Raw genomic sequence first — 23,959 nt, 5'->3', positions numbered from 1 at the left:
GGGTTGCTCGCCGATATAGGGAAAACCCTAGGAGGACGCCTTAATGACCGGTATCAACGCGACAACCTTCAACCCGTATCTGGTCCCATCCTCGAGCACCAAAATTCGTGGTGAGGAAGAGAAAAGTCCCGTCGCTGGCGTGTCTGAGCAAGGCGAGACTGAGAAAGACGGTTCGTTGAAGATCAACGTCAGCAGCGCCAGCACCGATGCTGCTGCAGCCCAAGCGGCCAGCGATCCTGTGGAACAGTTGAAAAAGCAGATCGCAGACACCCAGAAGTTGCTGACCCAGCAGCGGGCGCAACTGGCCGGTACCCAGCGCGGGCAGGCCAACGCAGAGCAGAAAGCCCAGCAGGTGATGAATCTGCAGACCCAGATCATGGGCACCAACGCCACCCTGCAAACCCTGCAGGCGGCCTTGGTCCAGGCGACGTCCGGTGTCGATACCCACGCTTGAGGCATCAATCGCTCACCGGGCTTCGGTCAGTGATTCAGGCTAATAAAAAAGGCCCCGAGGTTTGCACCTCGGGGCCTTTTTATTGGGCTGCGTGGATCAGGCCGCTTTGGCGTCCAGCTGGCTCAGGGAGCGGTTCAGGGCGCTGAACAGGGCCTTGAAGCTGGCGGTGGTGATGTTTTCATCGATACCCACGCCGTGCACGGCACGTTCACCGTTCACTCGCAGTTCGATGTAGGCCGCAGCCTTGGCGTTGGTGCCAGCGCCGATGGCGTGCTCGTTGTAGTCCATGATCTCCACCGGAATCGGCAGGCCGGCTACCAGGGCTTCCAGAGCACCGTTGCCTTTGCCGCGCCAGTGCAGGTTGGTTTCGCCCTGGCCCTTGCCCGAGACTTCCACTTCTACTGCGCTGTGGCCGTTCTCTTCCTGCAAGCGGTGGCTGACCAGCGCGTACGGGGTGTTGGCCTGCAAGTACTCACTGTGGAGCAAGGCGTGGATCTGCTGGGCGGTCATTTCCAGGCCCAGGCGGTCGGTTTCACGCTGCACCACTTGGCTGAATTCGATCTGCATGCGACGCGGCAAGCTGATGCCGTATTCCTGCTCCAGCAAGTAGGCGATGCCGCCCTTGCCGGACTGGCTGTTGACACGGATCACGGCCTCGTAGCTGCGGCCGATGTCTGCCGGGTCGATCGGCAAGTACGGCACTTCCCACAGGGCATCGGATTTCTGCTGGGCGAAGCCCTTGCGGATTGCGTCCTGGTGGGAGCCGGAGAACGCGGTGTGCACCAGGTCGCCGACATAAGGGTGACGTGGGTGCACTGCAATCTGGTTGCACTCTTCCACGACTTTGCGCACGCCGTCGATGTCGGAGAAATCCAGTTCCGGGTTGATGCCCTGGGTGTAGAGGTTCAAGGCCACGGTGACCAGGTCGACGTTACCGGTACGCTCGCCGTTGCCGAACAGGCAGCCTTCGACACGGTCGGCGCCGGCCATCAGGCCCAACTCGGTGGCGGCTACGCCGGTGCCACGGTCGTTGTGGGTGTGCAGGCTGATGAGCACGCTGTCCCGACGGGTGATATGGCGACCGAACCATTCGATCTGGTCGGCATAGATGTTCGGCGTGGCGACTTCCACAGTGGCCGGCAGGTTGAGAATCACCTTGTTGCTTGGCGTCGGGTTCCAGACTTCGATCACTGCGTCGCAGACTTCCTTGGCGAACTCCAGTTCGGTGGCGCTGAAGGTTTCTGGCGAGTACTCGAACTGCCACTGGGTTTCCGGCTGCTGGGCAGCGTATTTGACGAACAGCTTGGCAGCGTTCACGGCGATTTCTTTCACGCCTTCCTTGTCCTGGTTGAAGACAATGCGGCGGAACGATGGGCTGGTGGCGTTGTACAGGTGAACGATGGCTTTCTTCGCCCCGCGCAGGGATTCGAAGGTGCGGGCGATCAAGTCTTCACGGGCCTGGGTCAGCACCTGGATGGTGGTGTCGTCCGGGATGTGGCCGTCTTCGATCAGGGTGCGCACGAAGTCGAAGTCGGTTTGCGAGGCGGCCGGGAAGGAGGCCTCGATTTCTTTCACGCCCACGGCGACCAGGGTTTTCCAGAAGCGCAGCTTCTTCACCGCATCCATCGGCTCGATCAGCGATTGGTTGCCATCACGCAAGTCGGAGCTGCACCAGATCGGCGCGGTGGTGATGGTCTTCGATGGCCAGGTGCGGTCAGGCAAGTTGATGGTCGCAAACGCACGGTACTTCGAAGACGGGTCTTTGAGCATGCTCATGGGGAAATCCTTATTGTCCGGGCCGAAAAGAGGCGGCCTGCCGGTGGGTCAAGAGTGAAGTGTTGACGCAGGGGGATGAGGCACCGCGATTCAGCCTGGCAGTCGTGCGCTGACGAGGCAGAGGCTTCGGTGTTGACGGCGTTGAATGAGGGTGTGAGAGGTTTTCATGGCGTCAACCCTAACCACTGGGGTGGAAGATGGCAAGCAGTGGAAAAAAATTGAGAGGAATACTCGAAATAGACGCTATATCGAGATTTTATGCTGGGTATTCTTCAATGGAATGTCAAAGATTGCGCAGTCATTCGCACCTGCGCAATCCCTGTGGGGGCGGCTTGCCAGCGGCCAGGCCTCTGGATCAGGGCTGAAACGCCCCGATAAAGATCGCCGGATCGACCCGTGCATCATTCAGGCTGACGTTCCAGTGCATATGAGGCCCGGTGGCGCGACCGGTGGAGCCGACTTTGCCGACCACGGCGCCGCGGGTCAGTTGCTGGCCGACCTTCACGTCAATTTTCGACATGTGGCAGAACATGCTGATAAAGCCCTGGCCATGATCGACGAACACGGTGTTGCCATTGAAGAAGTAGTTGCCGGTCAGGATCACCTTGCCGGCGGCTGGCGTCTTGATCGGGGTGCCTGCCGGCACGGCGAAGTCCAGGCCGGCGTGAGGGTTGCGCTCCTCACCGTTGAAAAAGCGCCGCACGCCGAACTTGCTCGACAGGGGGCCGTTCACCGGCTTGTCCAGCAACAGGTTGCTCGGGGTGTTGGGGCTGAAACTGCGGTAGGCACGGATTTGTTCGGCCAGTTCGCCGTCGATGCGTTTCAGGTCGGCCGGGTTGGGGTTGACCTGGCGCTGGTTCTTCAGGGTGATCCGCTGCTCCGGGTACTTCTTGCTGCCCACGACGAAGCTCAGCGAGCGGCCGCCGGCGCTGATCTGCTGGTTGCCCGGCTTGACTGTCAGGGGGATGCCGACAATCGCCAGCCAGTTGTCCTGTTCCTTGACCACCAGCACCGGCTTGCCGTCATAGGTGGCCTTGGGCGCCTGGTTGGCGGCCCCCAGGCTGACTACGGCGACGCCACCGGGCACCGGCTTGTTCAGCAGGCGGGTGATGTAGCTGTCGGCATGGGCAGTGAAGGTCAGGCACAGCAGCAACAGGGAGCAAAGAAAACGCGGCATGGATCAATCCAGTAAAGAGAGGGTGACAGGCGTCAGGTGGTTGTCTTCGACCCGCACCTGCAGTTCGCCTTCGCCGAGCCGTGCCTTGAGGCGTTGGCCCGGGCGGGTTTGCTCGGCGTTGCGAATGGCGTGGCCGCGTTCGTCCAAAAGGATGCTGTAGCCACGGCCCAAGGTCGCCAGCGGGCTGACCACGTGCAGGGTCTGCACCTGGCTTTGCAGTTGCAGGCGCCGGGATTTCAGGCCTTCGCCCATGGCCCGGGGCAGGCGTTCGGCGAGGCTTTCCAGGCGTTGACGCAACAGCGCCAGTTGGCGCCCCGGGTGATGGCCGGCGAGTCGGGTTTCCAGGCGGATCAGGCGTTCGCGGCGGGTATTGAGGTTGCGCTCGAAGGCTCGGCGCATTCGCATGTCCAGGTCGTCCAGGCGCTGGGCTTGCTGGCGCAGGCGCTCACCGGGATGGCGCAGGCGCCGGGCCAGGCCTTCCAGGCGCAGGCGGTCGCGCATCAGGCGATCGCGAATGCGCATCATCAGGCGGCGCTCAAGGCTCTCAACCCGGCGTTGCAGGTCGCTGGAATCCGGTGCCAAGAGTTCGGCCGCTGCCGAAGGCGTAGGCGCCCGAACGTCAGCCACGAAGTCGCTGATGGACACATCGGTTTCGTGACCGACCGCGCTGACGATGGGCGTGATGCAGGCATCCACGGCCCGGGCCACGGCTTCTTCGTTGAAGCACCAAAGGTCTTCCAGGGAGCCGCCGCCGCGGGCCAGGATCAGGGCATCGAAGCCTCGGGCATCGGCCAGTTTCAGGGCGCGGACGATCTGTGCGGTCGCCTCGCGGCCTTGCACGGCGGTAGGGATCAAGGTCAATGCCACTTGCGGCGCGCGACGGCGGAACACGCTGATGATGTCGCGAATCACCGCGCCGGTCGGTGAACTGATAATGCCGATGCGCTGCGGATGGGCCGGCAGCGGCACCTTGCGTTCGGCGCTGAACAGGCCCTCGGCGCTGAGCTTTTCCTTCAGCGCATCAAAGGCCAGGCGCAGCGCGCCATCACCGGCCGGCTCCACGGTATCGAGAATCAGCTGATAGTCGCCGCGGCCTTCGAACAGCGAAACCTTGCCGCGTACCTTGACCGCCAGCCCGTCCTTGAGGGCCTGGCGGACCCTCGCCGCGTTCTGCCGGAACAGCGCGCAACGCACTTGGGCGCCGCTGTCTTTAAGGGTGAAATACACGTGGCCGGACGCGGGGCGGGCGAGGTTGGAGATTTCGCCTTCGACCCAGATATTGCTGAACACGTCTTCCAGCAACACCCGCGCACGGCCGTTGAGTTGGCTGACAGTGAGGACTTCGCGGTCCAGGCCGAGTCTTGCAAAGGGATCTTTAATCATGGGGCGCAGTTTAATGGCATTCGCCTGACAATCTCCATGGATGCAACAACGGCCCAGCGGCTATCGCGCGACACTGGCGCGAAAATGCTCGACGAACTGCGCCACCAGGGGCGTCGGTTGTTGCCGATAGGCGAGGGCCACGGTGCTTTGGCAGGCGGCGTCTGCCAGGGGCAGGAAGTGGATATTCAGCGGTGCGATATCGCGCATCGACTCCGGCAGCAGGGCGATGCCGAAGCCGGCCTGGATCAGTTGCAACTGTGTGGTCTTGCGCGACACCACCCGCGCGGCCTTGGGAAAGAAGCCCTGGCGCATGCACAGTTCGGCGGACAGGTAACTCAAGCCACCCCGTTGGGGGTGTGGGATGGAAATAAAGGCTTCATGTTCGAGGTCTGCCAGGTTCACCCCCTGGCCGGGCGGATGCTGCGCCAAGGGATGTTGTGGTGGCACCGCCAGCAGCAAGGGTTCGGTGAACAACGGCACAATCTGCACCCCGTCCCGCTGCCGCAGCACGGGCAGGCGCAGCAGGCCGATATCCAGCCGACCTTCGGCCAGTTCTTCCAACTGCGCTTCCGAGGACAGCTTGAGCATGTCCATCGACACGTCAGGGCATTGTTCCAGGTAGGCACTGATACCACTCAGCAGGCGGCCGCTCATGGGCACAGTGCTGGAGTGACTCAGGCGCAAGGTTCCGCGCCGGCCCTGGCCCACCTGGGTCGCCAGCTCACTGGCCTGGTGCAATTCGGTCAGCAGGTTGCGCGCCTTGGGGAAGAAGGCTTCGCCCGCGGCGGTCAGCCGTGGCAGGCGCGAGGTGCGTTCGAACAGCGGCGTTTGCAACTGGTTTTCCAGCTCTTTGATCTGCCGGCTCAGGGCCGACTGGGCGACGAACAGCCGCTCGGCGGCGGCGCTGAAACTGCCGCACTCGGCAATTTCCACGAAGTAGCGCAGTTGGCGAGTTGAGATCACGAGTCATGCCTTTTTGCGATGGGTTGGCGACTACGACGATATTAGTCGCAAGGTTCGCGGCTGGCTAAAGTCATTCGATACCGGCTGAGGATGTGGCGCACATGGGTGTTATCGAGTTGTTGCAGCAATGGGCCTTCGGGCCCCAGGCCTGGCTGGCGATTGGCGTGGGCATCGTCCTGGCGTACATCGTGTTCGGCATCGCCGGTTTTGGCACCGCGCTGGTGGCGGGGCCGGTCCTGATTCTGTTTATGCCGCTGTCGAAAATCGTGCCGCTGTTGGTGTTGCTGGATTTTGTCGCAGCCTTTGGCAACCTGCTGCCGTCGCGCAAGGACGTGGCCAGGGCCGAGTTACTGCGCTTGTTGCCGTGCATGGCCGTGGGCTGCACCTTGGGCGTGATCTTCCTGCTCAACCTCAAGTCCGACCTCTTGCTGCTGTTGATGGGGCTGTTTATCAGCGCCTATGCCGTCTACAGCCTTTGGGTAAAGGCTCGGCCCACGCAGTTGGCGGCGGGCTGGGCGGTGCCTATGGGCGTGGTGGGCGGGCTGTTTGGGGCCTTGTTTGGCAGCGGCGGCTTTTTATATGCCATTTACCTCAACAGCCGTCTGCCCAAGGAGCCGGCGCGGGCTACCCAGAGCGCGCTGATCAGTTGCAGCACCTTGGTGCGCTTGAGCCTGTTCCTGATCGCCGGGGTCTATGCCGAGTTGCCTTTATTGGTGTTGGCGGGCTGTTTGCTGCCGGCCATGGCCTTGGGGTTGTGGATAGGCCGGCGCGTGACCATGAAGCTGTCTCGGGAGGCTTTTGTCCGCTTGGTGACCTGGTTGGTGCTGGCCAGTGGCGTTGCCTTGATCGGGCGCTACCTGAGCACTTGACCTGCGGGGTTCAGGGATTAAGCTGCGGGCCTTTGAATCCGTTCGCCGGCAAGCCGGCTCCTACAATTGACGATAGGGGCCGGCTTTTCGGCGAAAGCGTTTGCTCTGTTTCAGCACGTTCCAGGCTTATCCATGAACTCCCAAAGCATCCTTGTCCCGAAAATTTCCACCTTGCCGGTGCATGAGCCCCGAGCCCGGGCCATTGTGCGTTGGCTGGTGCGCAAGAACATCATCGAAGAAAACCTCAGCACTTGCGGGCGCACCGGCAATCGCATGGGTCATGCCATTGCCCCTGGCGCCCGCGCGGTGGTGCTGCACCCGGAGGCGTTGCCTTTTGGCGAGCCAATCAATGGCCTGGAGATCATCACCAAGCGCTGCATCTATACCCCGGCCAAGGGCTTTCTCGAAGAGGCCGGTTGCGCCGAGTGTCGGCAGGAGGTCGGTGAGGCGCTGTTCGAGAGCCTGGAGGAGTGGATGCCTGGGCGCACCGACAACTTCACCTGCCCCGAGTGCGGGCATGAAGATGACATCAACGGCTTTCTGTTTCTTCAGGAGTGCGGCTTTTCCAACCTGGGGTTCATCTTCAACAACTGGGCAGAGGCGGGCTTCAAGCAGAGCTTTATCGACGAATTCGCCGACTGGCTGGACTTGCCGGTGAGTTGGGTGAAGGTCGAACTCTAGGGCTTTCTCGGCGGGGCCGACTTGTCGGTGAAAACCTCTGTGTGAACACCGTGGGGCCCCATTTCGCTGGCAAGCCCGCCCCTGCAGTCAGGGGCGGGATCCCCATCTATCACTCCAGCGATATTAGACAGAGTTTTACATTGAGCCCGAGGGGCTGTCTCAGTATAATGGCGCGCTTCCATTTTCCCGCCCGGGAGCCCCCGCGATGCTGCGTATCAGCCAAGAAGCCCTCACCTTTGACGACATTCTCTTAGTACCCGGTTATTCCGAGGTGCTTCCTAACGAAGTCAGTCTGAAGACCCGTTTGACCCGTGGCATTGAGCTGAATATTCCACTGGTTTCTGCCGCCATGGACACCGTCACTGAAGCCCGTCTGGCCATTGCCATGGCTCAGGAAGGCGGCATCGGCATCATCCACAAGAACATGACTATCGAGCAGCAGGCTGCCGAAGTGCGCAAGGTCAAGCGCTTCGAAGCCGGCGTGGTCAAGGACCCGATTACCATCGAGGCCGACGCCACCGTACGTGATCTGTTCGAACTGACCCGCCAGCACAACATCTCCGGCGTTCCGGTGCTGCACGATGGCGACCTGGTCGGCATCGTCACTTCCCGTGACGTGCGTTTCGAGAACCGTCTGGAAGCCACCGTTCGTGAAGTGATGACGCCTAAAGAGCGCCTGGTCACTGTCAACGAAGGCGCTGACAAGAAAGACGTGCGTGAGCTGCTGCACAAACACCGTATCGAGCGTGTGCTGATCGTCGACGCTGCCTTCACCCTGAAAGGCATGATGACTGTCAACGACATCGAAAAAGCCAAGGCTTACCCGCTGGCCAGCAAGGACGACCAAGGTCGTCTGCGTGTGGGCGCGGCCGTGGGCACCGGCAAAGACACGGGCGACCGTGTTGCCGCCCTGGTGGCTGCTGGTGTTGACGTGGTGGTGGTCGACACCGCTCACGGTCACTCCAAAGGCGTGATCGACCGCGTACGTTGGGTCAAGCAGAACTTCCCTGAAGTGCAGGTCATCGGCGGCAACATCGCCACCGGCGCTGCGGCCAAGGCCCTGGCTGAAGCCGGCGCTGACGCGGTCAAGGTCGGTATCGGCCCTGGCTCGATCTGCACCACCCGTATCGTGGCTGGCGTCGGTGTTCCGCAAATCAGCGCGATCGCCAATGTGGCTGCTGCGCTGGAAGGCACTGGCGTGCCACTGATCGCCGACGGCGGTATCCGCTTCTCCGGTGACCTGTCCAAGGCCATCGTGGCGGGTGCTTCCTGCGTGATGATGGGCTCGATGTTCGCCGGTACCGAAGAGGCGCCAGGCGAGATCGAACTGTTCCAGGGCCGTTCCTACAAGGCTTACCGTGGCATGGGCTCGCTGGGCGCCATGTCCCAGGCGCAAGGTTCTTCCGACCGCTACTTCCAGGACTCCTCCGCGGGTGCCGAGAAGCTGGTGCCGGAAGGTATCGAAGGCCGTGTTCCTTACAAGGGCAGCCTGACCGCCATCATCCATCAACTGATGGGTGGCCTGCGTTCCTCGATGGGTTACACCGGCAGCGCCGATATCGAAGAAATGCGCACCAAGCCTGAATTCGTGCGGATCACCGGTGCAGGCATGGCTGAGTCCCACGTGCACGACGTGCAGATCACCAAAGAAGCGCCGAATTATCGGGTCGGCTAACGCCGACAGCTAAAAGCCACAAGTTATAAGCTGCAAGCGGTAACTGCCTCCACGCAGTTACCGCGCAGTCCCCCTATTACTTGCAGCTTGCAGCTCGAAGCTTGCAACTGCTTTTAAAGAGTTCCTCCCATGGCCCTCGATATTCACGCTCACCGCATCCTGATCCTCGACTTCGGTTCGCAATACACCCAATTGATTGCCCGCCGCGTGCGTGAAATCGGTGTGTACTGCGAACTGCATCCGTTCGACATGGACGAGGACGCGATTCGCGAATTCGCCCCCAAAGGTGTGATCCTCGCCGGCGGTCCCGAGTCTGTGCACGAAGCCAACAGCCCGCGCTGCCCGCAAGCCGTCTTTGACCTGGGCGTCCCGGTCTTCGGTATCTGCTACGGCATGCAGACCATGGCCGAGCAACTGGGCGGCAAGGTCGAAGGTTCCGAACTGCGTGAATTCGGTTATGCCCGTGTGGATGTGGTCGGCAAGAGCCGCCTGCTGGACGGCATCGAAGACCACGTTGACGCCGACGGCCTGTTCGGCCTCGACGTGTGGATGAGCCACGGTGACAAAGTCACCAAGATGCCGGAAGACTTCCACATCCTGGCCAGCACCCCGAGCTGCCCGATCGCTGGCATGTTCAGCGACGAGCGTCGTTACTACGGCGTGCAGTTCCACCCGGAAGTGACCCACACCAAGCAAGGCGGTCGCATCCTGTCGCGCTTCATTCTCGACATCTGCGAGTGTGAAGCTCTGTGGACTCCATCGAAAATCGCTGAAGACGCCATCGCCCAGGTGCGCGCCCAGGTCGGCACCGACAACGTCCTGCTGGGCCTGTCCGGCGGCGTGGACTCCTCCGTGGTTGCGGCCCTGCTGCACAAGGCCATCGGCGACCAGCTGACCTGCGTCTTCGTCGACAACGGCCTGCTGCGCCTGCACGAAGGCGAGCAAGTGATGGCCATGTTCGCCGAGAATATGGGCGTCAAGGTGATCCGTGCCAACGCTGAAGATCAGTTCTTGAACAACCTGGCCGGCGAGTCCGACCCGGAGAAGAAGCGCAAGATCATCGGTCGTACCTTCATCGACGTCTTCGATGCCCAGTCCAACAAACTGGAGAACATCAAGTACCTCGCCCAAGGCACCATCTACCCCGACGTGATCGAGTCGGCCGGCGCCAAGAGCGGCAAGGCCCACGTGATCAAGTCCCACCACAACGTGGGTGGCCTGCCTGAGGAAATGAACCTCAAGCTGGTTGAGCCGCTGCGTGAGCTGTTCAAGGACGAAGTCCGTCGTCTGGGTCTGGAACTGGGCCTGCCGTACGACATGGTCTACCGCCACCCATTCCCGGGCCCGGGCCTGGGTGTGCGGATCCTCGGTGAAGTGAAGAAGGAATACGCCGACCTGCTGCGTCGCGCCGACCACATCTTCATCGAAGAACTGCGCAAGGCCGACTGGTACCACAAGGTCAGCCAGGCGTTCGTGGTGTTCCAGCCGGTGAAATCCGTGGGCGTGGTCGGCGATGGCCGTCGTTACGCGTGGGTCGTGGCCCTGCGTGCGGTAGAAACCATCGACTTCATGACCGCCCGTTGGGCGCACCTGCCTTACGAGCTGCTGGAAACCGTCAGCGGCCGGATCATCAACGAGATCGAAGGCATCTCCCGCGTGACTTATGACGTGTCGAGCAAGCCGCCGGCGACCATTGAGTGGGAATGATCGGGCCCCGAGAGATCGCTTAGCGATCCCTCCAGCTTGAACCATGGCGATCGAGACCTTCGGGTGTCGATCGCCATTTGTGTTTCTGGACCTGTAGAAATCCCCTTGTCCCGGCTTTTGGCAATATCAGGAAAGGGTTGCCCCGGGCCTTCGTAGCGCCCTCTGTGTAGTCTTCAGATGTCCCCTCCGACTGAAACCTGTGCGGTGTAGCCGCTGAGCGGGATTGTTCGCTTTTTGTATGGTTGTCAGCTGACAACATATTCTGGCTGATGAGACTGGAGGCCACGGATGGCTCGTGCAAGGCATCCCCAGCAAGACATCGAAATGGCCCTGCGTTACGCCGAGTGGCAGGGATGGCGAATTGAGGTCGGCGGCAGCCATGGGTGGGGCAGGCTCTACTGCCCCTACAACAGTGAGGTCTGTGGCTGCGGAGAGTTCTGTATCACCAGTGTGTGGCGTACGCCGACGAACCCCGCGTCCCATGCGCGGGCGTTGTGCCGGGTGATTGATAGCTGCACGTTGAATCAGGTGCGGGGCGGCAGGGTCCCGACGCCTGGTCGGGAGTTTTGACCATGGAATACCTGTTTACCCTTAACTATCTGTTACCCGCCGACGACTGTGACCCGGGTCCGTTGGTCGAGCGCCTGGGCGCTGGCGGTTGCACCGATGCCCTGGTGGGGGCCGGGCTGGCGGGCCGCCTGGCCCTGGAGTTCTGCCGCGAGGCCGGCAGCGCTGAGGCCGCGATGCTCAGTGCCCTGGGGGATATCAAGCAGATCATCCCCGAGGCGCGGCTGGTGGAAGCCGGCCCAGATGTTGTCGGGCTCAGTGACCTTGCCGATATCGTCGGTGTGTCTCGGCAGAACATGCGCAAGCTGATGCTCAGCCATGGCAGCCGCTTTCCCCTGGCGATCCACGAAGGCCAGGTTTCGCTGTGGCACCTGGCGGAGGTCCTCACCTGGCTGGACAACAAGGGCGGCTACGCACTGCAACACCCGGTGATCGAAGTGGCGCGCATCGCTCAGCAGGTGAACACCGCCAAAGAGTTGCGGCGGACCGGGCCCTTGAGTGCGGTGCTGATGGCGTTGCTGGATTGACCCAGGGGTGATTTCGGAGCGGGACGGTGCGGCCGCTTGCCGCGCCGCCCTTACTGTTTCTCAACTGCGGGTGTATCGTATTCGCCTTTTGCGGGCCTGGGTCCGCCGCGGATACGTGAGGTAGTTGAGTCCATGTCCTTTACTCGTCGACAAATACTCGGTGGTCTGGCCGGTCTTGTGGTGGTTGGCGTGGGGGCTGGCGGCGCGTCGCGGTACTGGCTGGGCAAGCGCGCCGACGCCGAGGCGGGGCACGACTACGAGTTGATTGCCGCCCCCCTGGACGTGGAGTTGGTGGCCGGGCACAAGACCCCGGCCTGGGCGTTCGGCCCATCGGCGCCGGGCACCGAACTGCGGGTACGCCAAGGCGAGTGGCTGCGGGTGCGTTTCATCAACCACCTGCCGGTGGCCACCACCATTCACTGGCACGGCATCCGCCTGCCGCTGGAAATGGATGGCGTGCCTTACGTGTCCCAGTTGCCGGTGCTGCCGGGGGAATACTTCGATTACAAGTTCCGTGTGCCGGATGCCGGTAGCTACTGGTATCACCCCCATGTGAGCAGCAGCGAAGAGCTGGGCCGTGGCCTGGTGGGCCCGCTGATTATCGAAGAGCGCGAGCCCACGGGCTTTCAACACGAACGCACCCTGAGCCTGAAAAGCTGGCACGTGGATGAAGAGGGCGCTTTCGTACCCTTCAGCATCCCCCGGGAAGCCGCCCGGGGTGGCACCGCCGGCCGTTTGTCGACCATCAACGGTGTGCCCCAGGCGGTGGTCGATCTGCCGGCCGGGCAGATCACCCGGGTACGTTTGCTCAACCTCGACAACACCCTGACCTACCGCATCAATATTCCCGGCGTCGAGGCGCAGATCTACGCCTTGGACGGCAACCCTATCGAGCCGCGCCCCCTGGGCAAGGAGTACTGGTTGGGCCCGGGCATGCGCATCTGCCTGGCGATCAAGGCACCGCCTGCCGGCGAGGAGTTGTCGCTGCGCAATGGTCCAGTGCGCCTGGGCACTTTCCGTTCGGTGGCCAACAGCGACGCGCCGGGCGCCTGGCCTCCAGCGTTGCCAGCCAACCCGATTGCCGAGCCGGACCTGGAAAATGCCGAAAAGCTCAACTTCAATTTCGAGTGGGTGGGCTCGGTCTCGGTGAACGTGGATAATGGCAAGCCGCCGAGCCTGTGGCAGATCAATGGCAAGGCCTGGGACATCACCGATAAGACCTGTGCCGACCGGCCGATTGCGACCTTGAAGAAGGGCAACAGCTACATTTTCGAATTGAAGAACATGACCCAGTATCAGCACCCGATCCACTTGCACGGCATGAGCTTCAAGGTCATTGCCTCCAACCGCAAGAAGATCACCCCTTATTTCACCGACACCTATCTGCTGGGCAAGAACGAGCGGGCCCGGGTGGCGCTGGTGGCGGATAACCCTGGCGTGTGGATGTTCCACTGCCACGTGATCGACCACATGGAAACCGGCCTGATGGCCGCCATCGAGGTGGCCTGATGCGGCAGATTCGCCCTTCGCCGATCATCGACCGCAGCCGTGACCAGGACTTTATGCGCGAAGCCCTGGCGCTGGCGGCCCAGGGCGCTGCCTTGGGCGAGGTCCCGGTGGGAGCGGTGCTGGTGCAGGATGGCCAAGTCATCGGCCGCGGCTACAACTGCCCCATCAGCGGCAGCGACCCCAGCGCTCACGCGGAGATGGTGGCGATTCGGGCGGCCGCCCAGGCGTTGAACAACTATCGCCTGCCCGGCAGCACCCTGTACGTGACCCTCGAGCCCTGCAGCATGTGCGCCGGCCTGATCGTGCATTCGCGCATTGCCCGCGTGGTGTATGGCGCCTTGGAGCCCAAGGCGGGGATCGTGCAGAGCCAGGGGCAGTTTTTCACCCAGGCTTTTCTCAACCACCGGGTGCTGTTCGAAGGCGGCGTGCTGGCCGAAGAGTGCGGCACGGTGCTGAGCGAATTCTTCAAAGCCCGTCGAGCGCGCTGAGCTTACCAGCCACGTAGGAGCCGGCTTGCCGGCGAAAAGGCCCTAGAGCCTTGCACCGCTCATGCGAGCGTTTTCGCTGGCAAGCCAAATCCTACAAGAAGGCGGGATCTATTTTTTTGCGACAATCACTGCGCGCATCGGCGCCGGCAGGCCCTCGATGGTCTTGCTGTGATCGTTGGGGGCCAGGAAGTCGCTGAGGGACTGGTACTTCATCCACTCGGTGCCGCGCTGTTCCTCGACGCTGGTCACGCTCACATCCACGCAGCGCACGTCGCTGAAGCCTGCGCGCCGCAGCCACAACTCCAAGGCCGGCACCGAGGGCAGGAACCATACATTGCGCATCTGCGCATAGCGGTCTTCAGGCACCAGCACCTGATGCTGATCGCCTTCGATCACCAGGGTTTCCAGCACCAACTCGCCACCCTTGACCAGGCAGTCCTTGAGGGCCAGCAAGTGCTCGATAGGCGAACGGCGGTGGTAGAACACGCCCATGGAAAACACCGTGTCGAAGCCTTCCAGGTTGGCCGGCAGGTCTTCGAAGGGGAAGGGCAGGTGCCACACCGACGGCTCTGACAGGTAACGCTGCACCGCTTGGAACTGGCAGAAGAACAGCCAGTTGGGGTCCACGCCGATCACGCTGTGGGCGCCAGCGCCGAGCATGCGCCACATGTAGTAGCCATTGCCGCAACCCACATCGAGGATGCGCTTGCCGTTCAAATCCAGGTGCGGGGCCACCCGTGACCATTTCCAGTCCGAGCGCCATTCGGTGTCCACGTGCACGCCGAACAGGTCGAACGGGCCTTTGCGCCAGGGCGAGAGGCCCATCAGCGCGCTATGCATCTGCGCCCGGGTGGCGTCGTCGCACTCGGTGTCCAGGGTCAGGCCGTGCAGCAGGTCGACCTGGCTGGGCTGGATCTTCGGCAGGGCATCCAGGGCGCTCTGCCAGCGCTCCAGATCACCGTGACCCTTCTCCATCTTGGCGTCGAGCTGGCCCTGCAGGCTGGCGGCCCACTCGGCGAGGGGGGTGCCGGCCAGGCGGCGGGCGAGGGGGGACAGATCAATCATGGCAAGGCAATCAACGAGGCAAAGTTAAGACACTGGAACCACGGCACGACTTTCGAGAAACCGGCAGCCAGCAGGCGCTCGCGGTGTTCTTCGAGGCTGTCGGGCTTCATGACGTTTTCGATGGCGCTGCGCTTCTGGGCAATTTCCAGCTCGCTGTAGCCGTTGGCGCGTTTGAAGGCGATGTGCAGGTCGGTGAGCAGCGCATGCTCCTCGCTGTCGTTGAAGCGCAGTTTCTCCGAGAGAATCAACGCCCCACCGGGCAGCAACGACTGGCGAATACGTGCGAGCAGGGCGGTGCGCTGTTCCGGCGCAATGAACTGCAAGGTGAAGTTCAGCGCCACCACCGAGGCCGGCTGGAACTCCAGGGCGAGGATGTCGCCCTCAATCACCTGCACCGGCAGCAGCTCCTGGAACATCGAGTCCTGGCCGTTGAGGTATTCCCGGCAACGCTCGACCATGGCCGCCGAGTTATCCACTGCGATCACCCGGCAACCGTCGGTGCGCACATGGCGGCGCAGGGCCTGGGTGACCGCACCCAGGGACGAGCCCAGGTCGTAGAGCACGCTGTTCGGCTGGGCGAACTGGGCGGCGAGCACGCCAAGGTTTTCGACAATGGTCGGGTAACCCGGCACCGAGCGCTTGATCATGTCCGGGAACACCCGCACCACATCCTCGTTAAAGGCGAAGTCGGGCACCTGGGCCAGGGGCTGGGCGAAAAGGCGATCGGGTTCTTTGCTCACGGCGGTTCCGGCGATGGCGATAAAAATAAGGGGCGGCATTGTAGCCGCTGCCGCTGGCTGCGATAAGGCCCGAAGGGGCTTCAGGACCCTGAGGGCGACACAAGGTTTAGCGCGGCTTCTGGCTGAACGCTGACGCGGCAATGCCCCACTGGCCCAGCCAGTAGAAAACAATGATCAGGTACGGCGCGGCATCGAAGGCCGTCACGAAGCGGCTGATGCCGATCAGGCTGTCGGAGAAGGCGAAGCTCAGGGCACCCACTGCCGCCAGCACTGCCGAGCGCTTCGGCACTTGTGTACCGAGGCGTGCCAGGGCGCGCCAGAGCATGGCGCTGATGGCCAGGGCGTAGACGATGACCGGAACCAGCAACGGGCCCAGGCCGTGTGAGATGAGGAGGCTCAACAGCCCCGCGCCAATCACCAGGGCCACCAGCAGCGGCAGCAGCGCCAGGCGTCGGCAGTCGCTCAAGTAGGCTTTCAGGTACGCCAGGTGGGCGACGAGGAAGGCCCCGAGGCCAAACACGAACAGGTCCGTGGGCCAGGCCAGCAAGACATCGCCCAACAGTGAGAACAACAGCCCCAGGGTGATCCAGCGCCGGTAATCGCTGACCGGGGCATCGTGCAACCAGCCCAACAGCGCCAATACTGGCAAGGGTTTGACCAACAGGCAAAGCAGGGTTGCGTGCACGCTGACGCCGTAGAGAAAGGTGGCTGCGCCCATCAGCGCGAGAATCAGCCAGCCCATATCAGTTGACCGTGATCGAGCAGTCGAAGACCTCGACGGGTGGCACTTCCGGGGCCCAGGGTTGTTGAGAAGTCAGGCGCAGGCGACCGTTGCCCTGGGCGAAGGCTTGAAAGCGCCAGGTCGATTGCCCGGCGCTGCCCACCAGGCCGCTGTCTTCCGGGTTGCTGTAGACTTCGGGGCTGATTTGCCGCAGCACGCCGCCTGCCGAGTCCTGGATGGCCCAGCGGTAACCCGTGGTCGGATTGCTAGGCAAGGTGAGGATCAGGTTCTGGCCGCTCTTGAGTGGCAGTGGGCAGTCGTCCTGGTCATCGAGGGTGACGTTTTGTTTGGGCTGGCTGGCGCAGGCGCTGAGCAAGGCCACGCCGAGAAGGGCGAGCAGGCGGATGGGGGGCATGGGGCAGCGGGCTCCGATCATTCATGACGAACGGCGAGCATAACTGAAGATGCTGCGCAGTGTGGGCCAGCGGAAAGGGGCTGAGACGTGAGGTGTATTCGCCGGCCGGCGAAAGGCCGCCTAGCCGGCTCCTGCGGGTTGTCGCCCGCAGGAGCCGGTGCAGGGGTCAGAACAACACTTTGGCCACGTCCGCAAAGCGCTTGGCGAAGTGCACGGTGATGCCTTCTTTCAGGTAGTCCGGCAGTTCTTCGAAGTGCCCGCGGTTGGGCTCCGGCAGAATCAGCTCATGGATCTTCTGCCGGCGCGCCGCGATCACTTTCTCCCGCACCCCGCCAATCGGCAGTACGTGCCCGGTCAGGGTCAGTTCGCCGGTCATGGCCACGCCTTTTTTCGGCGCCTGGTTACGTGCCAGGGACAGCAACGCGCTGGCCATGGTCACCCCGGCACTCGGGCCGTCCTTGGGCGTGGCGCCTTCGGGCACATGCAGGTGGACGAAGGCCTCGTCGAAGAACTTACCGTCGCCGCCGAACTGCTTGAGGTGCGAGCTGACGTAGCTGTAGGCGATCTCCGCCGACTCCTTCATCACATCCCCCAGTTGGCCGGTGAGCTTGAAGCCGCGGTTGAGGGTGTGAATCCGCGTCGCCTCGATGGGCAAGGTGGCGCCGCCCATGCTGGTCCAGGCCAGGCCGGTGATGACACCGGTGCCGCTGAGAACCTGCTCGTTGCGGAACACCGGCATGCCCAGGGACGCCTCCAGGTCCTTGGGGCCGAGCTTGATTTTCGCGTCCGGGGTGTCCAGCAGCTTGACCACCGCCTTGCGCACCAGTTTGCCCAGTTGCTTCTCCAGTTGGCGAACCCCGGCTTCCCGGGCGTAACCGTCGATGACCGCGCGCAGGGCGCTGTCGCTGATGCTCAGGTTGCTCTTGTCCACCCCGGCTTTTTCCAACTGCTTGGGCCACAGGTGGCGTTTGGCGATGGCGATTTTTTCTTCGGTGATGTAGCCCGACAGGCGAATCACTTCCATGCGGTCGAGCAATGGCCCGGGAATCGAGTCCAGGGTGTTGGCGGTGCACACGAACAGCACCTTGGACAGGTCCAGGCGCAGGTCCAGGTAGTGGTCGAGGAAATCTACGTTCTGTTCCGGGTCCAGGGTTTCCAGGAGCGCCGACGCCGGGTCGCCCTGGAAGCTTTGGCCCATCTTGTCGATCTCGTCGAGCATGATCACCGGGTTCATCACTTCCACGTCTTTGAGCGCCTGCACCAGCTTGCCCGGCTGGGCCCCGATGTAGGTGCGACGGTGGCCCTTGATCTCGGCTTCGTCGCGCATGCCGCCGACGCTGAACCGATAGAACGGCCGGCCCAGGGATTCGGCAATGGATTTGCCGACACTGGTCTTGCCCACCCCCGGCGGCCCCACCAGCAGCACGATGGAGCCGCTGATCTCGCCCTTGTAGGCACCCACCGCGAGGAATTCGAGAATCCGACTCTTGATGTCGTCGAGCCCGGCGTGGTGCTGGTCCAGGACCTTGCGTGCGACCTTGAGGTCGAGCTTGTCCTCGCCATACACGCCCCATGGCACCGCGGTGGCCCATTCCAGGTAGTTGCGGGTCACCGCGTATTCCGGCGAGCCGGTCTCGAGGATCGACAGCTTGTTCATTTCCTCCTCGACGCGCTTCTGCGCCTGGGGCGGCAGGACTTTGCCTTGCAGGCGCTGCTCGAATTGTTCGAGGTCGGCACTGCGGTCGTCCTTGGTCAGCCCCAGCTCTTGCTGGATCACCTTGAGCTGTTCCTTGAGGAAGAACTCGCGCTGGTGTCGCCGATCTTGCGGTTCACTTCTGCAGAGATCTCTTTCTGCAGGCGCGCGACTTCCACCTCTTTGCGCAGCATCGGCAGGACTTTCTCCATGCGCTTGAGCATCGGCACGCAGTCGAGCACTTCCTGCAATTCGTTGCCGGTGGCCGAGGTCAGTGCGGCGGCGAAGTCGGTGAGTGGCGAGGGATCGTTGGGGCTAAAGCGATTGAGGTAGTTTTTCAGCTCTTCGCTGTACAGCGGGTTGAGCGGCAACAGCTCCTTGATCGCGTTGATCAGCGCCATGCCGTAAGCCTTGACCTCGTCGGTGGGCTCGGTCGGCTGGTGGGGATATTCGACTTCCACCAGGTACGGCGGGCGATGGTGCTTGAGCCAGGTACGGATGCGCACCCGGGTCAGGCCCTGGGCGACAAATTGCAGTTTGCCGTTCTCGCGGCTGGCGTGGTGCACCTTGACCAGGGTGCCGTACAGCGGCAGGGCCGAGGTGTCGAAATGCCGTGGGTCTTCGGGCGGTGTGTCCATGAAGAACAGGGCCAGGGAATGGTGTTCGGACTTGCTCACCAGCTCCAGGGTTTCGGCCCAGGGCTCTTCGTTGACGATGACCGGCAGCACCTGCGCCGGGAAGAACGGCCGATTGTGGATCGGGATGATGTAGACCTTGTCCGGAAGATTCTGCCCGGGTAGGGCCAGGCCGGTGTGGGAAGAGGTCTGGGATTCGGCGTTTTCCGGGTCTGCGTAGTCGCTGAGGTCTTCGGGGAAGGCTTGCTGGTCGCTCATGGGGCACCTGCGCAATGGGGTATGCCACTTAGATGGGGCACCCGGCGAGTGGTTTCAATGGCGGCGCGGACTTCAGCTTTTCTGATTGCGGCCGAAAGCTTTACAGAAGTTGACCGTTTGTATCAGTTTTTGTCGGACGAACGGTCTGCCCCTTGTGCGGATGCAGTGATGGCAAATTGCCTTGCTTGCGGCATCATGCTGCACAGCTGCGTTCCTCGCGGTGGGTACTCATGCCAAGGCTGGCCGTCCGTTCTATCAAGTTTTTGGGATTTGCATGGCCAGGATTCACTCCAGTATTGCGGTTGCCGGCCTGTGGCTGGTCAGTGCCTTTGCCTGCGCGGCCAACCTGCAGGTGCAGGTACTCGACGCCGCCGGCCGTCCGTTAAAAGACGCGGTGGTTACCTTGCAAGGGCCTCTCGGCCAGCCTGCCGGCGTGCTCAAGGCCGACATGGACCAGCGCGACAAAGAGTTCGCCCCCCATGTGCTGGCCGTTCACACCGGCACCCCGGTGAAGTTTCCCAACAGCGACAATATCCGCCACCAGGTGTATTCCTTTTCACCGACCAAACGCTTCGAACTGCGCTTGTATGAAGGCACGCCCTCGGACCCGGTGCTGTTCGAAAAGCCGGGCGTGGTGGTGCTCGGCTGCAACATCCATGACTGGATGCTGGGCTATGTGTACGTCACCGACGACCCGCGTTTCGGTGTGACCGATACCCAGGGCAACCTGACCCTGGAGCAATTGCCGGCGGGCAGTTACCAGGCCACCTTGTGGCACCCTCAGGTTCGTGACCTGCAACCCCAGGCTGGTGGCTCGGTGCAGATTCCGGCCCAGGGGGCGCAGCAGACCTTTCAACTGACCCTGGAGCCACTGTCCGCAGACATGCCCACGCCGCCAGCGCCGAGTGCCTTTGGCGATGCCTTCAAGCGAGCTGCCAGTGAAACTGCGCAGTAGTTTCCAGGCGCGGGTCGCCTGCGTATTGATCCTGCTGTTGTTGGTGGTGATCGGCGCGCTGTACTTCAGCGTCAAGGCCGCCACCAACAGCGCTGTGCGCACCCAGGCCTATGAGCAGTTGGCGGTGGGTACGCGGGTATTCGAGCGTCTGCTGGAAGTGCGCGGTCGGCGCTTGAACGATGGCGTGCAACTGCTAGCGGCCGACTTCGGTTTTCGCGATGCGGTGGCCAGTGGTGATTCGCCGACCATCCGCTCGGTGCTGATCAACCACGGCAAGCGCATCGGCGCCAGCGACATGATCCTCCTGAGCATGGACGGGCACGTGCTGGCCAGCACCCTGGAGAACATGCCGGACGGTTCGCTGTTTCGTTTTGACCAAGCCTTGCGCGATGCGCGCAGTGCCCGGCAGAGCATGTTGATCGTGCCGGTCCAGGGCAAGCCGCACTTGCTGGTAGAAGCGCCCGTGCTGGCGCCCCTGCCCATTGCCCGGGTGGTGATGGGCTTCAGCATGGACGAGGCCTTCGCCGAGGAACTGCGCTCCCTGACCAACCTGGAGGTGTCGTTCCTGGCGGTGGATATGCAGCAGCCAGGGGCCTTGGTCAGTACCCAACCTGGCGCCATGGGCGAGAGCATCGTCAACCTGATGCTCAAGAACATTCAGCACCGTGACGTGCAACTGGTGGAGCATTTGCACCAGCGCTTCTTCAGCCAGACCCTGACCCTGGCCAGCAGCCAGGATGAAAATGACCACCAGGTGATCGCCCTGTTGCAGAGCCCCCAGGATGCGGCGATGCAGGTGTTTTTGCCCCTGGACCGACGCATCCTGCTGATCGCCCTGGCAGCCTTGCTGGCGTCCCTGGCCGGTGCCTTGCTGCTGGCCCGTAGCGTGTCGCAACCGGTGCGCGCCTTGGCCGAGGCGGCCGCACGCATCGGCCAGGGCAATTACCAGACCCCCGTGGCCCTGAGCCGCAGTGATGAGCTGGGGTTGCTGGCCAAGGCCATCAACTCGATGCAGGGCGGCATTGCCGAACGGGAAGCTCAACTGGCCCACAATGCCTTGCACGATGTACTCACGGGGTTGCCCAACCGGGCGCTGGCCATGGAGCGCCTGGGCAGTTCGATCGCCGCGGAGCGGCCGATGGCGCTGGTCTATCTGGGTATCGACAACCTGCGTTCGGTCAACGAGGCCGGTGGCCCGGCGCTGGTCGACCTGACCCTGCAGGACGTTGGGCAACGCCTGCAGCAAGCCATGCGGCCTGGCGACAGCGTGGCGCACCTGATTGCCGGGGAGTTTCTGTTGTTGCTGGAAAACCTCGGCAGTGACGGCGCCGTGGCCATTGCCGACCAGTTGCAGCAATTGCTGCTCAAGCCCCAGCGCCTGGCCGGGCAGGATGTGGCCCTGGACTGTCGCCTGGGCATTGCGGCCTTCCCCGAAGACGGCCAGTCGGCCCAGCAGTTACTCGATCGGGCGGCCATCGCCATGAAAGATGCGGCGCAGATGCCGGGGCGCTTGCAGGTTTACGAGCAGGGCCGGGACCTGGCCCATCGACGTCAGGTGACCTTGATCCGCGACCTGCGCCACGCCGCCAACAACGGCGAATTGCTGCTGCATTACCAACCCAAGCTGGATATTCGCCAGGGTCGGGTGCGCCAGGCCGAAGCCCTGTTGCGCTGGCAACACCCGCAGTTCGGCATGGTCTCGCCGGCGGAGTTCATCGTCCTCGCCGAGCGCACCGGCAGCATCCAGAGCCTGACCAACTGGGTGATCGGCGAAGGCATGCGCCAATTGGCAGAGTGGAACAGCCGGGGCCTGCACTTGCAGTTGTCGTTGAACATATCCGCCCAGGATTTGCTCGGCGTCGATCTGGTGGGTCGGGTCAAAGCCTTGTTGCAAACCTGTCGGGTGCCGGCCGAGCAGTTGATTTTCGAGATCACCGAGAGTGCGGTGATGCAGGAGCCGGAGCGTGCGCTGAAGGTGCTGCATCGCTTGCGTGACTGCGGCATCAGCCTGTCGGTGGATGACTTCGGTACTGGCTATTCCTCCCTGGCCCACCTCAAGCGACTGCCGGTGCAAGAGTTGAAGATCGACCAGTCGTTTGTCCGCGACCTGGACGAAACCAGCGAGGATGCGGTGATCGTCCGTTCAACCATCGAGATGAGCCACAACCTAGGGCTCAAGGTGGTGGCCGAGGGCGTGGAATACGAACACAGCCTGCGTTTGCTTGAGCGTTGGCATTGCGACACTGCCCAGGGCTACCTGATCAGCCGGCCGCTGAGTGCGGCGGCGTTCGAGGCCTGGGTGGCTTTACCCCTGGCGGCACAGACTTCCTTGGTTCATTGATGCTTATGACTCTACGTAGATGGGTATTACTGGGTTGCCTGGCTGCGCTGCAGACGGCCACGGCCCTGGCGGACAACGGCCGGTTACTGGCCACAGGCGGCGCCAGCAGTATCGAAGGTGCCGCCGGTGGCGGCATCACGCCCTGGGCGGTGCTCACCGGTTATGGCGAGCAGGGCGAGTGGGGCGCCAGCGCCTTTGCCACCAGCGTCAACTTGCCGGACTACCGCCTGGATGTGGCCGGCCTGGCACTGGCGTATGACAACCGTGTCGAGTTGTCCTTCGCCCGCCAGCGTTTCGACCTGGGTTCCCTGGTGCACAAGCTCGGCTTGCCCGAGGACAACCTCAGCCAGGACGTGTTCGGGGTCAAAGTGCGGCTGTTCGGCGACCTGATCTACGACTCGCTGCCCCAGGTGTCCCTGGGTGTGCAATACAAGCATCAGCGCAATTTCCTGATCCCCAGCCTGGTGGGCGCACGCCGTGACAGCGACAGCGAAGCCTACCTGAGCGCGAGTCGCCTGCTGGTGGGCGCGGCCTTTGGCTACAACTTGTTGCTCAATGGTGGTGTGCGTTACAGCCGGGCCAACGAAACCGGGTTGCTGGGTTTTGGCGGCGACCGTCGGGACAGCCGCAGCCTGCTCAAGGAAGGTTCGCTTGCGGTGTTGTTCAACCCGCGCTGGGCCTTGGGTGTGGAGTACCGGGAGAAACCCGACAACCTGTCGTTCTCCGGGGAAAGCGACTGGGCCGACCTGTTTCTCGGTTACTTCCCCAACAAACACCTGTCGATCGTCCTGGCGTATGCGCGGTTGGGGGAGATCGCCACCCTGGATCACCAGAACGGGCCTTATCTGTCCTTGCAGGGGAGTTTCTGATGCGTGTCCTGCCCTTGATCCTGACGCTGTTGCTCAGTGCCTGCGCGCAGCAACCGGCCCGTGATGACAGCCTCTACCGAGACCTGGGGCAGCTCCCCGGGATCACTCGCATCGTCGAAGGCATGCTGTTGAACATTGCCCGCGACCCGCGGATCGTCGAGCGTTTTCGCAAGATCGATATCCAGCGCCTGCGAGACAAGTTGATCGAGCAGTTCTGTTTCGAGAGCGGTGGTCCCTGCACCTACACCGGCGACACCATGGCCGAGAGCCACAAGGGACAGAATGTCAGCCGCAGCGATTTCAACGCCCTAGTGGAAGACCTGATCGCCTCGATGGACAGCCAGGGCATCGCAGTGCCGGTGCAGAACCGTCTGATTGCTCGCCTGGCGCCGATGCGTGGCGAGGTCATCGAACGCTGAATGGGTGTTTTCCAGGATTCACTTAGGTGGGCTGCTAGACGCTGGCGTCAATTAAATGTCTGCCTGAGCCCC

21 protein-coding genes and 1 pseudogene are annotated in these 23,959 nt (G+C 62.7%); 13 read left to right on the top strand and 9 right to left on the bottom strand.

Features of this window, described 5'->3' with window-relative positions; genetic code table 11:
* Nucleotides 1–43 precede the first annotated feature (43 nt).
* The gene (locus tag M1B35_RS09670) at nucleotides 44–454 is read left to right on the top strand and encodes a hypothetical protein (protein ID WP_268261791.1); all 411 of its coding nucleotides are present in this window, start codon (nucleotides 44–46) and stop codon (nucleotides 452–454) included.
* A 96-nt stretch (nucleotides 455–550) separates the two neighbouring features.
* Here M1B35_RS09670 and leuA read toward each other — a convergent pair whose 3' ends face one another.
* The 4 genes from leuA to M1B35_RS09650 form a co-directional block, all read right to left on the bottom strand.
* Complete coding sequence (leuA, locus tag M1B35_RS09665) at nucleotides 551–2,230, bottom strand: 2-isopropylmalate synthase (protein WP_123328752.1); 1,680 nt, start codon at nucleotides 2,228–2,230, stop codon at nucleotides 551–553.
* Between the two features lie 355 nt (nucleotides 2,231–2,585).
* Nucleotides 2,586–3,407 carry a peptidoglycan DD-metalloendopeptidase family protein gene (locus M1B35_RS09660; RefSeq protein WP_268261790.1) on the bottom strand — a complete coding sequence of 274 codons (822 nt, stop codon included), beginning with the start codon at nucleotides 3,405–3,407 and terminating at the stop codon, nucleotides 2,586–2,588.
* Between the two features lie 3 nt (nucleotides 3,408–3,410).
* Complete coding sequence (xseA, locus tag M1B35_RS09655; RefSeq protein WP_268261789.1) at nucleotides 3,411–4,790, bottom strand: exodeoxyribonuclease VII large subunit; 1,380 nt, start codon at nucleotides 4,788–4,790, stop codon at nucleotides 3,411–3,413.
* A gap of 60 nt (nucleotides 4,791–4,850) precedes the next feature.
* Nucleotides 4,851–5,753, bottom strand: coding sequence for a LysR family transcriptional regulator (locus tag M1B35_RS09650; RefSeq protein ID WP_268261788.1), 903 nt, complete (start codon nucleotides 5,751–5,753; stop codon nucleotides 4,851–4,853).
* Nucleotides 5,754–5,854: 101 nt separating this feature from the next.
* On the opposite strand from M1B35_RS09650, the gene M1B35_RS09645 reads away from it, so the two are divergent.
* From M1B35_RS09645 to tadA, 8 genes are all read left to right on the top strand, one after another.
* On the top strand, nucleotides 5,855–6,622 hold the full coding sequence (locus tag M1B35_RS09645) for a sulfite exporter TauE/SafE family protein (protein ID WP_123328748.1): 768 nt from the start codon (nucleotides 5,855–5,857) through the stop codon (nucleotides 6,620–6,622).
* Nucleotides 6,623–6,754: 132 nt separating this feature from the next.
* Nucleotides 6,755–7,303 (top strand): sugar ABC transporter ATPase, encoded by a 549-nt coding sequence (locus M1B35_RS09640; protein WP_123328747.1) that lies wholly within the window; start codon nucleotides 6,755–6,757, stop codon nucleotides 7,301–7,303.
* A gap of 205 nt (nucleotides 7,304–7,508) precedes the next feature.
* Nucleotides 7,509–8,978: an IMP dehydrogenase gene (gene guaB, locus M1B35_RS09635; protein WP_123328746.1), complete on the top strand. Its 1,470-nt coding sequence runs from the start codon at nucleotides 7,509–7,511 to the stop codon at nucleotides 8,976–8,978.
* A gap of 129 nt (nucleotides 8,979–9,107) precedes the next feature.
* Nucleotides 9,108–10,685 (top strand): glutamine-hydrolyzing GMP synthase, encoded by a 1,578-nt coding sequence (gene guaA, locus M1B35_RS09630; protein ID WP_123328745.1) that lies wholly within the window; start codon nucleotides 9,108–9,110, stop codon nucleotides 10,683–10,685.
* Between the two features lie 288 nt (nucleotides 10,686–10,973).
* On the top strand, nucleotides 10,974–11,255 hold the full coding sequence (locus M1B35_RS09625; RefSeq protein WP_268261787.1) for a hypothetical protein: 282 nt from the start codon (nucleotides 10,974–10,976) through the stop codon (nucleotides 11,253–11,255).
* A 2-nt stretch (nucleotides 11,256–11,257) separates the two neighbouring features.
* Nucleotides 11,258–11,779 (top strand): helix-turn-helix transcriptional regulator, encoded by a 522-nt coding sequence (locus tag M1B35_RS09620; protein WP_268261786.1) that lies wholly within the window; start codon nucleotides 11,258–11,260, stop codon nucleotides 11,777–11,779.
* 132 nt (nucleotides 11,780–11,911) lie between these two features.
* A complete protein-coding gene (locus tag M1B35_RS09615; RefSeq protein WP_123328742.1) occupies nucleotides 11,912–13,288 on the top strand; it encodes a multicopper oxidase family protein in 1,377 nt (458 codons plus the stop codon).
* Nucleotides 13,288–13,776: a tRNA adenosine(34) deaminase TadA gene (tadA, locus tag M1B35_RS09610; protein WP_268261785.1), complete on the top strand. Its 489-nt coding sequence runs from the start codon at nucleotides 13,288–13,290 to the stop codon at nucleotides 13,774–13,776. The genes M1B35_RS09615 and tadA overlap by 1 nt, the downstream gene beginning before the upstream one ends.
* A gap of 108 nt (nucleotides 13,777–13,884) precedes the next feature.
* Here the strand turns inward: tadA and cmoB are convergent, their stop codons facing one another.
* The 5 genes and pseudogenes from cmoB to lon all read right to left on the bottom strand — a co-directional run bounded on the left by cmoB (nucleotide 13,885) and on the right by lon (nucleotide 19,303).
* The gene (cmoB, locus tag M1B35_RS09605; protein ID WP_268261784.1) at nucleotides 13,885–14,841 is read right to left on the bottom strand and encodes a tRNA 5-methoxyuridine(34)/uridine 5-oxyacetic acid(34) synthase CmoB; all 957 of its coding nucleotides are present in this window, start codon (nucleotides 14,839–14,841) and stop codon (nucleotides 13,885–13,887) included.
* Nucleotides 14,838–15,620, bottom strand: a complete 783-nt coding sequence (cmoA, locus tag M1B35_RS09600) for a carboxy-S-adenosyl-L-methionine synthase CmoA (protein ID WP_185039078.1) — start codon at nucleotides 15,618–15,620, stop codon at nucleotides 14,838–14,840. Before cmoA ends, cmoB begins: the two co-directional genes overlap by 4 nt.
* A 67-nt stretch (nucleotides 15,621–15,687) precedes the next feature.
* On the bottom strand, nucleotides 15,688–16,323 hold the full coding sequence (locus M1B35_RS09595; protein ID WP_123328739.1) for a lysoplasmalogenase: 636 nt from the start codon (nucleotides 16,321–16,323) through the stop codon (nucleotides 15,688–15,690).
* 1 nt (nucleotide 16,324) lies between these two features.
* Nucleotides 16,325–16,717, bottom strand: a complete 393-nt coding sequence (locus M1B35_RS09590) for a protease inhibitor I42 family protein (protein WP_123328738.1) — start codon at nucleotides 16,715–16,717, stop codon at nucleotides 16,325–16,327.
* Nucleotides 16,718–16,883: 166 nt separating this feature from the next.
* Nucleotides 16,884–19,303, bottom strand: a pseudogene (lon, locus tag M1B35_RS09585) (endopeptidase La).
* A 274-nt stretch (nucleotides 19,304–19,577) separates the two neighbouring features.
* Between lon and M1B35_RS09580 the strand changes: the two are divergent.
* From M1B35_RS09580 to M1B35_RS09565, 4 genes are read left to right on the top strand one after another with little or no spacing between them, the layout of a single operon-like run.
* Nucleotides 19,578–20,258 carry a methylamine utilization protein gene (locus M1B35_RS09580; RefSeq protein ID WP_268261783.1) on the top strand — a complete coding sequence of 227 codons (681 nt, stop codon included), beginning with the start codon at nucleotides 19,578–19,580 and terminating at the stop codon, nucleotides 20,256–20,258.
* A complete protein-coding gene (locus tag M1B35_RS09575) occupies nucleotides 20,242–22,599 on the top strand; it encodes a putative bifunctional diguanylate cyclase/phosphodiesterase (protein ID WP_268261782.1) in 2,358 nt (785 codons plus the stop codon). Before M1B35_RS09580 ends, M1B35_RS09575 begins: the two co-directional genes overlap by 17 nt.
* Before the next feature lie 5 nt (nucleotides 22,600–22,604).
* Nucleotides 22,605–23,468, top strand: a complete 864-nt coding sequence (locus tag M1B35_RS09570) for a DUF3034 family protein (protein ID WP_268261781.1) — start codon at nucleotides 22,605–22,607, stop codon at nucleotides 23,466–23,468.
* Nucleotides 23,468–23,887 (top strand): group I truncated hemoglobin, encoded by a 420-nt coding sequence (locus M1B35_RS09565; protein WP_123328733.1) that lies wholly within the window; start codon nucleotides 23,468–23,470, stop codon nucleotides 23,885–23,887. The genes M1B35_RS09570 and M1B35_RS09565 overlap by 1 nt, the downstream gene beginning before the upstream one ends.
* Nucleotides 23,888–23,959: the final 72 nt, after the last annotated feature.

It is taken from the genome of Pseudomonas morbosilactucae (genome assembly GCF_023241665.1).
Lineage (GTDB): Bacteria > Pseudomonadota > Gammaproteobacteria > Pseudomonadales > Pseudomonadaceae > Aquipseudomonas > Aquipseudomonas morbosilactucae.
This window is presented reverse-complemented; position numbering and strand designations above follow the sequence as displayed.